This window comes from Marivita sp. S0852 (assembly GCF_046591575.1).
In the GTDB taxonomy this organism is placed as follows: Bacteria; Pseudomonadota; Alphaproteobacteria; order Rhodobacterales; family Rhodobacteraceae; genus Marivita.
Genome location: NZ_JBIQWA010000016.1, coordinates 1 through 13749, shown reverse-complemented (window position 1 = coordinate 13749; position 13749 = coordinate 1). Strand labels below are relative to the sequence as shown.

At 56.3% G+C, this 13749-nt stretch carries 8 protein-coding genes and 1 pseudogene; 8 read left to right on the top strand and 1 reads right to left on the bottom strand.

From position 1 onward, the window contains the following. Positions 1–4: 4 nt before the first annotated feature. From ACG74X_RS19930 to ACG74X_RS19905, 6 genes and pseudogenes are all read left to right on the top strand, one after another. Positions 5–376 (top strand): annotated as a pseudogene (locus tag ACG74X_RS19930) (ISKra4 family transposase); the annotation flags it as partial. Positions 377–523: 147 nt separating this feature from the next. Continuing rightward, positions 524–2434, top strand: a complete 1911-nt coding sequence (locus ACG74X_RS19925) for a type VI secretion system Vgr family protein (RefSeq protein WP_411237079.1) — start codon at positions 524–526, stop codon at positions 2432–2434. 3 nt (positions 2435–2437) lie between these two features. Next, positions 2438–2863, top strand: coding sequence for a DcrB-related protein (locus ACG74X_RS19920; protein ID WP_411237078.1), 426 nt, complete (start codon positions 2438–2440; stop codon positions 2861–2863). 3 nt (positions 2864–2866) lie between these two features. Further along, complete coding sequence (locus ACG74X_RS19915; protein WP_411237077.1) at positions 2867–7441, top strand: RHS repeat-associated core domain-containing protein; 4575 nt, start codon at positions 2867–2869, stop codon at positions 7439–7441. Between the two features lie 14 nt (positions 7442–7455). Next, positions 7456–7719 carry a hypothetical protein gene (locus ACG74X_RS19910; RefSeq protein ID WP_411237076.1) on the top strand — a complete coding sequence of 88 codons (264 nt, stop codon included), beginning with the start codon at positions 7456–7458 and terminating at the stop codon, positions 7717–7719. A 400-nt stretch (positions 7720–8119) separates the two neighbouring features. Then, a protein-coding gene (locus tag ACG74X_RS19905; protein WP_411237075.1) for an IS3 family transposase occupies positions 8120–9279 on the top strand; the annotation gives its coding sequence in 2 pieces (ribosomal slippage) (positions 8120–8369 and positions 8369–9279; 1161 coding nt in all). Positions 9280–9498: 219 nt separating this feature from the next. Here the strand turns inward: ACG74X_RS19905 and ACG74X_RS19900 are convergent. After that, positions 9499–10740, bottom strand: coding sequence for a response regulator (locus tag ACG74X_RS19900; RefSeq protein ID WP_411237074.1), 1242 nt, complete (start codon positions 10738–10740; stop codon positions 9499–9501). Between the two features lie 439 nt (positions 10741–11179). Between ACG74X_RS19900 and ACG74X_RS19895 the strand changes: the two genes are divergently transcribed. Both ACG74X_RS19895 and ACG74X_RS19890 read left to right on the top strand, forming a co-directional pair. Beyond that, positions 11180–11569, top strand: a complete 390-nt coding sequence (locus ACG74X_RS19895) for a response regulator (RefSeq protein WP_411237073.1) — start codon at positions 11180–11182, stop codon at positions 11567–11569. A gap of 97 nt (positions 11570–11666) precedes the next feature. Then, complete coding sequence (locus ACG74X_RS19890; protein WP_411237072.1) at positions 11667–13490, top strand: PAS domain S-box protein; 1824 nt, start codon at positions 11667–11669, stop codon at positions 13488–13490. Positions 13491–13749 lie beyond the last annotated feature (259 nt).

Here is a 13749-nt window from a genome sequence, read left to right as displayed (position 1 = left end):
ACCATACCTGTGGCATGGAAAAGTTCTTACGGCGACAACCATTCTGCAATGGTTGATGGTCGACTGCGCGCGCCTTGCCACAGATGACCGCGTGGCGACTGAAGCAGCCCGTCGGGTGCAGGCCCGGTGCCGCGACCTTCATTCATACATTGCGAACAACATGGATAATCTGACCGATTATGGTCAGCGGTACCGCAGGGGTCTTCCGATATCTTCGTCCCGGGCTGAAGGATGCGGGAAAGACATCGGCAACACCCGCATGGGAAAACGTCGCCGAATGAGATGGTCGCCCAAGGAAGCCCACCGCGTGGCTGTTGTCCGTGCCGCCGTACTCGACAGTCGGCTAACCGGCGCGTACCAAAGAGCAGCCGCATGATCCCCAAGTTTTGCCCACTCCCTTACGTGCGGGTGGTGGAATTCCGCCGACTTGCGTTGGTGATGCGACGGGCGACTCCCTCATTTGATCCATCCCATGTTAGCTCTTTGGAATTGATTTGCATAACTTGTACGCGGAGTTGCCCCGATGAACGCTGAAGCCGATTTCATTCAGGCGGAACGGATCTTGCGGATCGAAACGCCGCTGGGCCCGGATCAGCTTCTGGCGCAGAAACTGTCGATGCGCGAGGCAGTGTCGGAGCTGTTTGACGGGCGTGTCGCCGTGCGCTCGAAATTGCCTGATCTGCAACCGTCCGATCTTTTGGGTAAACCGGTGGATATCAGTATCGAGCTTGGCGGCGGCCCACGGCGGACGTGGAACGCGATTGTCACCGACCTGATGGCCGGCCCGCGCCAGAACCGTGGCTTGCGCAGCTACGAGTTGATGTTACGTCCGCAGGTGTGGCTTTTATCCCAGACCTCCGATTGCCGGATCTGGCTGGACAAATCGGCGCTGGACGTGGCCGAGGAACTGCTGGGCGAGCATGGCATTCCCGCACCGCAGACCGGTGGGGTGATTGATCCGCCACCGCCGCAGCATTACTCAGTGCAGTGGAACGAGACCGATCTGGATTACCTCACCCGGCGTCTGGAGGAAGACGGACTTTTCTACTGGTTCACCCACGAACCGGGTGCGCACCGGATGCATATCGCGTCGCACGCGGCCGGGTATGTCGGGGGCGAGGACGTGCGCTTTGCCATGGGCTCGACCGATCGCAACCACATTAACCGGTTCGAGACGACCTTCCGCTACACACCGGGGGTGCATGCGGGGCGCGACTGGAACTTCGAGACGCCGGGCACGGTGCCCGGCAGCGATACGCCAAGCCTGGTGCGCCTGCCCAGAAACGGCAATTACGAGCGGTTCGAGTATCCGATGCAGGCGGGCTATGGCTCGGGCAGCCGCGCCAGCGAAGGCATCGAGGATGCGCAGGTGGCGCGGGTCTCCAAGCTGCGCATGCAGGCGCTGGAGGCCGAGCATGCGCGGATCGACGGCACCTCGACCGTGCGCACTCTGACGGCGGGAGCGCGCTTCACGCCTTATGACGTGGCCAACCCGGACAATGTGTTTGACCCGCACGTGATCCTGGCGATCCAGCACGAGTCGGTCGACACCAGCTACGAAAGCGTCGGCAATCAGCCGGAATACACCAACCGCTTTCTGGCCCTGCCCGCCGATGTCCCCGCGACGCCCCGGCGCAGTACGCCGCAGCCGCGCATCGACGGCGCGCAGGTGGCGATTGTGGCCGGCCCGCCGGGCGAGGAGATCCACCCGGATGAATACGGCCGCATCAAACTGTGGTTCCCCTGGGACCGGCGCGCGAAAAAGGACGGCACCGACACCTGCTGGACCCGCGTGACGCAGAACTGGGCCGGTGCCGGCTGGGGCGGTCAGGTGATCCCGCGCATCGGCATGGAGGTGATGGTGACTTATCTCGATGGTGATCCGGACCGGCCCGTGGTGACGGGGGTTGTGCCAAATGCGAAGCAGAAGGTGCCGTATGAGCTGCCGGGGAACAAAACCAAAAGCGTGATGCGGACCCAGACCCACAAAGGCGATGGCTTTAACGAAATCACATTCGAGGATGTCGCGGGCGGTGAAGAATTATTTGTACACGCCCAGAAAGACCTGAACCGGACCATTCTTGATAACGAGTCGACAACCGTGCGCGATGGTGATCGCACAATCACCGTAAAAACCGGTGATGAACAGAAAAGTATCAGCAGCGGCAGCCTGACCGAAGCAATCGCCAAAGCGCGATCGGTTACGGCCAATACGATTTCGGCGGCAGCATACAGCAACAAAGACGGCACATCGCCGGGCACGATCTCGTATTCCGCAGAGGAAATGCTGACTTTGATGGTGGGTGACGGAAAAATCATTATGACAACAAGCTCAATCGTGGTCGAGTTCGGCGGATCACGAATTACCCTGACAGACGACATCATAGATCAGGTTGCAGGCCTTATTCATATGAATAAAGATTCAGCAGGTTAAAGAATGTATAGATTGAATGAGGGCCAGATTGATTTTCCGAAAGAGTGGAAAGATCAATCTATCAACATCATTTCAAGCACGGGCGGTGGTGCCGCAGGGCTGTCATTCACGGTCACTCGCGATGATCTGCCTTGGGGTATGGAGTTTCCCGAATACGTGAAAGACCAGATTGCGCAGGCCGAAGAATCCTTGAATGACTTCAAGAATATAGGTCAGATTGAGTTGGAGGTTTCCAAATCGCCAGCCGTTGAAATCGAATGTAGTTGGTCGTCCAAGCAAGGTGTCATGCACCAGATCATAACGACGGTTTCGACCCCGCCGCGCGCGCTTGTTTTGACGGCATCCATGCCTGGCAGAATGAGTGACGCGCAAAAGACCGAAGTTCGACGTATCGTTGCGAGTTTCAGATTGAACGACAAGGACACCTGACCCGTGGGTATTTTTGGCAACCCTGTTGTGTCTCCAACTGGCCTTGGAAGCAGCGCGGCGCGGCGGCACGGAAGCTATACGTCAACCGATGGTGAAGGCAGCGCCGACCAGTCGACAACCTCGAGCAGGTTTGACCGATCTGCGACGGAAAAGAACTGGGATGCCACTCTTAATACCCTTGAAAGCGACACCTTTAACTATGCCGTGACGGGCGGTGCGATTGCCGGGGCCGCCATGATCGGTGGTGCGGCGGCTGCCGCGCCGGTTGCTGTTGCGACGGCTGCTGGCATGGCGGGTGGCTATGTTGGTGCGTTGGCGGGGGATTGGCTTGGCAACCACATAATGCCGCTTCTTGGGTTTGAGCGTATGGCCGAAGACGGCGAAATGCCCGCGACCGTCGACCATCCCATCGCGCATACCAGCACCTGGGCTACGCTGGGTGCGATGGTGCTTGGCGCGGTTGCAGCGGTTGGTGCGGCCGTTTTCGTTGTCGCCACGTTCGGCGCGGGTCTGGCGGTTTTGGCCGTGGCTGCGTTGGCAGCTGGTGCACTGGCGGGTCTTGGCGCGGGGTTTGCATCGGCGGCGGGACAGTACGGGACCAATAAGGGGCTGATCATACTTGGCTCGACCGATGTGTATTTCGAAGGAAAAAGTGTCGCCCGCCGTGGCGACATCATCGAATGCTCACGCCACGGTGAACAGGCTGTTGCCGAAGGGTGCGAAACGGTTTTTGCCAACAACAGGCCGATTGCCCGCATCGGGCATAAATCTACCTGCGACGGTGTCATAAACGATGGCTGCGCAACGATTGCCATTGATATCGACACCGGCGCGGGAAGCCTCGATATCGACGGTGGATGGACGAAACGGTGGCTGCGCACGGGTCTTGCCGTCATGAACTTTCTGCCCATCCCGCGCGGCGGAAGACGGGGGCGGTCAAGCCGCACTGATATCGCCCCGCCCGCAAGATCAACGTCGCAAGGCAGACGCGGTAAGGCACCCGCCCACTGCCAAACTTGCCGAAAAGACCCCGTCGATGTCGCTTCGGGGACGCTGACGGATATACGCACGGATATTCATATTCCCGGCACGATCAATATGAACCTCACCCGGTCATATTGCGCCGATGCAACCGGCATACAGGGCGTCGGTTGGGCCAGCACGTGGTCGCAACACCTGCATATCGTTGATGATACAATGGTGTATCAGGACCCCGAAGGCGCGTTAATTACCTTTCACACGCCCCACGACAGCATCATGGCTGAGCATTTGGTGTTCCCACATCTTGAACTGCTGGGCCAGAAACGCGCCGAAATATACCTGCTCAACCGCCGTGAGCAGTTGTTTTACGTATTCAATCACCGCCGCGGCGACCGCATTCTTTTGTCCCGCATCGAAGATCGCAACGGCAATGGTATCGACTTCAAATATGGCGAAGACGGCCTGAGCGAAGTTGCCCATTCTGACGGGTTTGTTTTGGATGTAGACAGCTCGGACATGTTGATCCGCAGGGCAACGTTTCGCGATCATGAACATGGCGACTGCAATTTCGTCTGGAACTATACCACCGAGGGATGGCTAGAGGCATCGTACTCTGCACAAACGGGTGCCTTGTTCTATAGCTATGATGCCAAAGGTCGCATTGTCAGGTGGGCGGACACAGCCGCGACTGAGGTCTTCTATAGCTATGACACCAACGGGCGCGTTAGCCGGACGTGGACCAATAGCGGGCATATGAACGGGCGGTTCAGCTATGACCTGAAGAACCGGGTTACAACGCTGATCGAGCAAGACGGAACGACCTCGCAATATTTCTATAATGATGACGGCGTCGTCTATCGTGAACTGGATGCCAACGGTGCAGAGTGGCTGACCGAATGGGACGGGCAATTCAACATCCTGTCCCAAACTGATCCTTTAGGACATCAGACGAGCTACACCTATGATGAATATGGCAACCTTACATCCGCGACGGATGCGGACGGTTCTGCATCATCATGGACTTACAATGATGACGGCCTTCTGGACACCGAAGTCGATCCAGAAGGGTTCACACGTAAGTATGCGTACGACGCTCAGGGCAATCTGACCGGGATTGTCGATGCAGAAGGCAATCTGACCTCGTTCCGCCTCAGCCCCGAGGGTCAGGTTCTCAGGGTTGACCTTCCAGGCGGCGCTCAGGAGCGGATTTACTACGACAAGTATCGCAGACCGCGCCTGCAGCGCACCATGGCCGACCATGAACGTCATATGCAGTATGACATCGAAGGCCGGCTAACTTGGGTGCAGGACGAAATCGGTGCCACAACCCGCTATGACATGCGACGCGACAAAGAGAACCCGCGCGGTTCTGTGCGCTCTGTGATCCTGCCCGATGAAACCGAGGCGAAATACACCTGGGATAGCGAAGGCCAGATTTCCAGCCAGACCGATGCCGAAGGAAACACCCAGCACTTCTCGTTCGGCGCGTTTGACCTGCCGATCTCGACCACTGATCCGCATGGCCATAGCCTGACGCTGGAACATGACAGCGAGTTGCGGCTGAGCGCCGTCGTCAACCAGAAGGGCGAACGCTACGAATACCGCTATGATCCAACCGGTGCGCTGATCTCGGAAACCGATTTCGCTGGATTGACGACGCGCTATGATCGCGACGCCGCCGGTCGTGTGGTCGCAAAAACCGCGCCGGACGGGACGCGCAGCACATTTACCTACTCCGCCCGCGGCGATTTGATCGAAGCTCGGACAGAAACCCGCGATGGCACCGCCGTGACAACATACGCCTACGATGCGCGCGGGCTGATGGTTCTTGCGGAAAATGCCGATGCAAAGGTCGAATACGAATACGATGCCTTTGGTCGGGTGGTATTGGAACGCGTCGACGGGCGCGAGATCAAATCAGCTTACGGCACAGGTCCGACAGGCCGGTTAGAGCGGTCAGGCGATGTCCTTCCCATATCGACGGCCTATTCCAAGGCCGGCTTGCCGACCGAGTTGAAGATTGGTCACCACGACCCGCTGCGGTTTAACCACGACAAACGTGGATACGAGATCCTGCGCGAAACCGATCAAGGCTTCGCCCTTGCGCAAAGCTATGATCGCATGGGCATGCTGAAAACGCAGCTTGCAGGGCCGCGTGATCACCTTCCCGACGACGCACTCCGGGGCAAGCTGGGCGTGTCCGGGTCGTATCACGAAGAAATGGCCAAAAGACGCCTTCGCACCCATCGCAGCTATGATTGGGACAAGATTGGCCGCGCCGTCGGATTGAACGATACGCATTGGGGCAACACCCGGATGCAATATGATGCGCGCGGTCAGGTCGCCGCAACGCAACGCAGCGACCCGTACGGCATGGACAAGGGGCACACCCAGTTCGATTATGATCCTTGCCGCAACCTCAGCTATGTTGAAACGCCGAAGAAACATGACCTGGTCAAGCAATCACCCGGCGGGCGGGTGCACAAGCGCGGCAACGTCTACTACCGCCATGATGACTGCGGTCGCGTGATTGAAAAGCGCGTCGAAGAACACGGGTTCCGGCCAAAGATATGGCGCATGTCATGGAACGGCGAAGATCGGCTGATCCGGCTTGAAACACCAGACGGTGCCGTATGGCGCTATGCGTATGATGCACTTGGTCGTCGAGTTCGGCGCCTCAAACTGGTCGCTGGCTCTGCCGAGCGACCCAACGCGCCCGGACACATTCCCGCTGGACAGGGCCGCGCCTATCAATGGGATGGCGACCAGATCGTCTCGGACGCGCCGGTCTATGCAGACGGCACCATCGCATGGGACAAGGCCGAGGCATGGGTCTATGAACCCCACAGCTTCCGCCCCATCGCAAAACTTGCGGGCGACGATCTTTACTATGTCGTCACCGACCACCTTGGCACCCCGCGCGAACTGATCTCGGAAGACGGGGCAACGACGACATGGCGGGCCCGGATCGGGCTGTGGGGCGCGGTCGAGGACAAAGAGTTTCGCGCGGCCAATGACGACACGCCGCCGGTCACATGCAACATCCGCTTCCAGGGCCAGTGGTTCGACGAAGAAAGCGGCCTGCACTACAACCGCTTCCGCTACTACGACCCGCAAGCCACGCAATACCTGTCGCCCGACCCGATCGGCCTCGCGGGAGGGGTTAGACCGCAGGGATATGTGGCTGACCCGAACGGCTGGGTTGATCCGTTGGGGCTGGCGGGGTGTCAACCGACTTGGGATCCAAGATCGAAGCGGTGGAGAGATTCTAATGGACGCTTCGCCAAAGAACCGACGCCGGCGCCGATTGCGAACCCCAAACGCCTCGAAAATCATCGCGATCAACATATTATTAACCGTCACGCATGGGCAGCACCGAGGAAGAAAGGTAAAACACATTTTCCCAAGAGCTGGAGCAATGATCGGATTATTCACAATGTCCAAGATGTGAAGGACAATCCGACATCTGTAACTAAAGGAATTTATGGCCAAAATGTATACTATGGACAAAGAGACGGAGTTAACATCACGGTGGATGACTACCCTGCGAACTCAAAATATCCAGGCACAATATCAACGGCTTATCCTGTTCAATGAGCGGTGAGTATAGCATGGCTGAGACGTTTCTAAGGGATATTCTAAAGAAGTACCCCATTTCTGATAAAGAATACCAAACAGGGATCATGGACTATATCGAAAACGGAGAACTAGAGATTGCCTTTGAGGGAGCATTCCTCTGGTATGTCAAAAACAAGATCGAGTTTTCCAAAAAAGAAAAGGATAAGATACTTGCTTGCGGACATGCACTTGATCTGGATAAGGCGCGTGTCGTAGATGACACATCGTGGCAGCAATTTGTTGCTGCGTTTAGTTGATAAAAGTATGAACTTTGTATGCTTTTTCCGGCTCGACGGATCTGATAAGGTCAACAAGTTTGGACTGAATCAACACGGAACATAGTCGAGCGGCAGGTCGTGAATAAGCGACGTCGAACACAGTCGCGGGCGCGCGCAAACGGCACGACAGCGTCGTTGTTAACAAGATGCGCTCTTATAGCCCGCAGAATCCAAACGCCCCAATATACAATCGTGGTGGGCACACCCCACAAGGTGCGGGTAAGATTCTGAACGAAACTCTTGAAGGTTTTGACCCATGAGCAAAAAAACGGGGAAAGTTGGAGACTTGTTGGCGATGCCGATCGATGAGAACTGACCTGCCCCCCGCGAAATCCCTCACCATGATGTAGAGTCTGCCCAACCTTGAAGGAGCAGACGAATGCGAAAGAGCCGTTTCACCGAGGCGCAGATTATCGGGATGATCAAGGAACAGGAGGCAGGCATGCCGACGGCGGAGGTATGCCGCCGGCACGGGCTGAGCCCGGCCACGTTCTACAAGCTGAAGTCCAAGTATGGCGGCATGGAGGTGTCCGAGGCCGCCAGGCTGAAGGCGCTGGAGGACGAGAACGCCAAGCTGAAGCGCCTGCTGGCCGATACTATGCTCGACAACGTGGTCCTGAAAGATCTTCTGGGAAAGAACTGACGACGCTGACCAAGCGGCGAGAGGCAGCTCTCAGAGCGATGCGGGATCACGACATCTCGCAGCGCCGGGCCTGCCGGCTTGTCGGTGTCGACCCCAAGACGGTCCGGCGCGAACGCCCGCCGGATTGCCCCGAGATCCGCAAGGAGATGCGGGGGATTGCCGGCAAGCGGCGTCGGTTCGGCTATCGTCGGATCGGCGTCCTGCTCGAACGCAAGGGCATGATCATGAACCACAAGAAGCTGTATCGGCTCTACCGGGAGGAAGGGCTATCGGTGAAGCGACGACGTGGCCGCAAGCGGGCCCGCGGCACACGCACACCGATGCCGGAGGCGGCGCGCCCAAATGCGCGCTGGTCGCTGGACTTCCTGTCGGACAGCTTCGGTGCTTCACGCAAGTTCCGCATCCTGGCGGTGATCGACGATTGCTGCCGCGAAAGCCTGTGCCTGATGGCTGACACCAGTATCTCGGGAGCTCGTGTCGCCCGCGAGCTGGATGCGCTGGTGCGGGTCTACGGAAAACCAGGTTGCATCGTCGGTGATAACGGGACGGAGTTCACAAGCCGAGCCATCCTGAGATGGGCTGACCAGAACGATGTGCCGTGGCATTACATCGACCCTGGGAAACCGCAGCAGAATGCCTTTATCGAATCGTTCAACGGTAGCCTGCGCGACGAGCTATTGAACGAGGAGATCTTTGACACCTTGGACGATGCCCGGCGAAAGCTGGCGCTATGGCGATATGACTACAACGCCGTCAGGCCGCATTCGTCACTCGGAAACCAGACGCCCCTGCAAGCGCGCCGAGCGCTTGAGCAATTTGAGGGCTCCGCGCCCGGCCCGCTTGCCCAAACCGAAACTCAAGATTATCAAAATCAAACCCAAAGACTCTCGTTATGAACGAGGGACCGCCGGGGGGCAGGTCACCAGCCTGTCACCCTGATCGAAGCCGGAAAACTCTCGCCAAGGGCGGTAGAAGGTTCGGGGGCGGACCACAACACAAAGGGCTCCGGTTCCGGCTGGATTAAAGTTCAGTGGCAGGTCACATGTTGCAGTACTTCGTGGCCGGAACTTTTATTGCACAAAATAAAGGTCAACAGACCTTCACCTCAAACCCAACTAGCGTTTGGATAAGCCTGCGACTGGCCTGCCTTGTTTGTCGAAGGTTCTTCTTTCCGCCAGGGCGGTCACCTGGCCTAGCGCCGTTCTAGCGCGCTCGGCTTTTGTTCCTTGCGGTTGCACCGGTCCTCCGACTGACACCGTTATCTCTGTTTTGCCATCGGTATCACGCTGAGAATTGCTCCGTAGGAGCTGTCTTTCGATGTCGATCTCGACATTGATCGCCGGCAGAGGGTTTGCAGAATTGACGGCAATTAGAAGGGTTGCATTGTCATTGTAAGCCATCACGGTTCGTTTGGCACCAAAACAATCAGCCGCTGCCGCAGCAACATCGAGAAGCAGAGCGATGAACTGTTGGCGAGAAGATCGCGTGTAAACTCCTTCAATTCCATCAATGTTGACTGCGAACATATACACACCTGCAACTTCTTTACGCGGCAGTTGCGTCAGATAGTTCGATAGCACTGGCTGATCGACGAGGCCGTTTACATCTCCTAAGTCCAGCCCATCCGGCAGTTTGAAAGCATGGGAACGCGCCACATTCAGATTGTATCCTGAGTCTGCATGTCCGGCATAGCCCGTCTTCCGCTGCGCGTGTATTGCCTCCTGTGCCGATCGCAGGCGTGCGCTCAATTCTTCAATGTCGAACGGCTTGGTTGCATAATCGGTTGCACCGGCCCGGTAGGCATCGCCCATATTCGCCATGTCGCGCATCGCTGTCAGCATAATGATTGGCGTGTATCTGTATTGGGGAATCTGCCGAACACGCCGGCAGAGTTCGACACCGTCCATGCCAGGCATGTTGATATCGAGCAGTAAACAGTCGAAAGTTACGTCGTTTTTCGCCAGCCGGTCCAGCGCCTGTTCGGCGGATGCAGCGGGCTCAACTTCCGGGAATCCGGCCTTTTCAGAAATCATCGGGATGAGTTCCAGAATGAACGGGTCATCATCTACGGCAAGGATTTTCATTGAAGCTTCGATATCGACGCCCTGTTGGCTGGCAGAGGGTTCAATTACATGCGCTGCGCGCGGCTCGTTGAAATGATCTGTGTCGGTCGTGGTTGTGACGCGATCAACAAGAATGCCATATGTCAATCGGGCGACTGCAAGTAATGGCATAGCTATGGCACCGACCACGGCATAGATACCGAAGGCAAGCCAAAACGAGGCCCCAAGGAGAAGCGCAACAACGGCTGCAAGCAAACCCGCGATAGCACCGCCAAACACATACCCGATCATCATACGGGGGCCTCCCTCAACGCCATTATCCAAGCAGATAATATGGTGCCGGGCAAAAGGTATGCAGATGGATCATGAGCTTTTATTCTCATATCAACGCGTTTCGCTGCTTGGCGGAGTTTTCACTAGTAACAAAGTAAATATCTCAAAATAATGGCGAAATAGTGGCACCCAGTTATCTTCGTCATTTTTGAGCCGCGCAGCTGTTGTGACCAAGTTAGTGTGGTTCGAGCATTGAGAAATTTGGCCATTTTTTCGGTAAAATGCCATAAACCCGGTTGGCTGGACCACATTCATAAAATGTACTCCTGTGGACACCCGGGTGCCCAAATAACGCCACATGCCGATGTTTCCTTTCTGTTTCTCGATGAAGGACACATCACAACTGGTATGGGGCTGGATAACCAGAATATTTTGGTGCTGCTGAAAGTAGTCGACTAAGATGAGAATACTTGCTGTTGATGACGACGAGTCTACCCTCGAAATCCTGAGTATACTGTCGGCCCGGCTGGGCTTCGCCAAGATGGCAGAGGCGGCCAATGCCAAGGAAGCGATGGAATCCATAAGACATTCTCCGGTCCCGTATGATTGTATCCTTCTTGACCTGCATATGCCTGGCATGAACGGGATAGAGCTTTGTGCCCGCCTGCGTGAGCACGCGGATTATGCGCGTTGTCCGATCATCATGGTGACGGCCATGACAGATGAGGCCCGCCTTGATCAGGCCTGCAAAGCTGGTGCAGATGACTATATCATCAAACCTTTCAATCTGGACGATCTGGCGACACGTCTTGATCGGGTGGTCAGACCGCGGCAGGGAGCAGCACATTGATGGGTCCTGCATCCTGTTCTACCTATGAGATTGAGTTTGGTTTGCTAGCTTCGGGTAGTGCAATCCTGCACTACGGGCATGCGGAAAGGAGGTCTGGATGGACGATTCCCCGATTATCGATGCTTTCAAACTCATGCAGGTTCCGCTTATGGTCGTCGGGCCGGATGGCGGCATCCTCCACTGCAATCGCGCGACCGACCGGATGTTCGGGTATGACGGCGATACCCTGATCGGGCGGCCCATTTTCGATATCTTGCCGGTGAGATCGATTTCGGAGCTAAATACTTTTATAAAACCTCCGGCAATCGACGCCATTGTCAAAGACATGATCGGACGAAATCGCGACGGCGACCCGATCCCGCTGGCCGTCCAGATCACCGCCTGGGAGAATGCGGAAAATGGCCTTCAACATGCACTTGCCCTGCGCGACATTACTGACGAGCTGGAAGCGAAACAACTGGCGAGGGACGAGCTGCAGCGCGCCAATAACGCGATTAAGGGCGCGCGCATCGGGGTTTTCGAATATAATCCTTTAACGGACACGACTCTCGTTTCAGATGTCTGGCGTGAGCTTATGGGACTGGAGGATTCAGATACTGACGACGTCCAGGAGATCTGGCGCGCCCGTGTGCATCCTGACGATCTCGAGATTGCTTTGGAACCGGTCCGAACCTGCCTTGCGGACATCAAAGAGCGGGCAAATTGCGAATTCAGGTTGCGATCCAGGGATGGCTCGCAATGGTATTGGATGCGCACCGATCTTGCGGTTGCAAGAAGGGATGCGACAGGTCGTCCGGTTCGTATAATCGGGGCGATGACGGACATCACCGATCGCAAGATGGTGGAAGACGCCCTTCGCAAGAGCATCGAACAGTTCAAATCGGCCTTTGAAAACGCACCGATCGGAAAGGCGATCATGGGCCTTGACGGGAGCTTCCTGCGGGTGAACCCGGCGATGTGCGAGTTGCTCGGGTATTCGGAAGAACAACTACTTGCGACAGATTTTCAGACACTTACACATCCTGAAGATCTGAATGAAGACCTTTTTAAGCTGGATCTGCTCAAGGCAGGTGATATTCCATCATATCAAATGGAGAAACGATACATCCGGGCCAATGGTGCCGTCATGTGGGCGCTGCTCACTGTCGGCATAGTAAGAAATGCCGACGGTCAACCGGACCAGTTCATTGCACAGATCGTTGATTTCACCGAACAGCGGCGATTTAACGAGCTGAAAAGTAATTTTATAGCCACCGTCAGTCACGAACTTCGAACACCGCTGACATCACTTTTGGGTTCTCTGGACCTTCTGTCCTGGATGGACAACGAGCCATTTTCGGACGAAGCACGAAGGTTACTGGTCATCGGGCAGGAAAACGGAAAGCGGCTGCATGCTTTGATCAATGATGTCCTGGACTTTGAAAAATTCTCCGCCGGAGAAATGCGGTTCAATCCATCCCGACAAGAGATTTCCGGGTTGATCGAGGAAGCCGTCTTGGCCAACATGACGTCCGCAGAAACATTTGGGGTTCGATTCAATATCAATTGCTCGGACCGTTCCCTGCATGGGTATGTCGATTCCAAACGGTTTCAGCAGGTGATGACGAACCTCCTCACCAATGCCGCCAAGTTTGCTGACGAGGGCAGCGTTGTCGACGTCGGGGTGAACGCGCAGCCAAAAGACATCCGAATTTCTGTTTCCAATGACGGTAGCGGAATCCCTGAAGAATTCCGGGATCGGGTATTCACACCCTTCTCGCAGGCCGTACCTTCGGCAACCCGTTCAAGGGGCGGCACTGGTCTGGGTCTCAGCATAACGAAACAAATCGTGGAACAAGCAGGAGGAACCATCGGTTTCGAGAGCTCTGAAGGCGGAAGGACGACATTCTGGTTTACCGTTCCTGTGAGTGAGCCAAGCTGACAGTCCGCGAACAAGTGCTATTCAATGTTTCTGTAAGAGGTGCGATGCAGTCTATCCCCCGACTAGGCGGATGTTTGGTGGCCGTGGTTCATTTTTCTTCCTCGATACCCTGTTTTCAGCGTAACCGGTGTTTCCGCCGCACACTTACGGCATAGCGCGTGATCTGCGATTCAGAGCTTTCTTTGGTTTGAAGGGAGTTTCTCGATGGGAGCTACAAGCGAGTTTCTGGCAAGGTTGCCGCGCCGGGCGGATGGTAAGC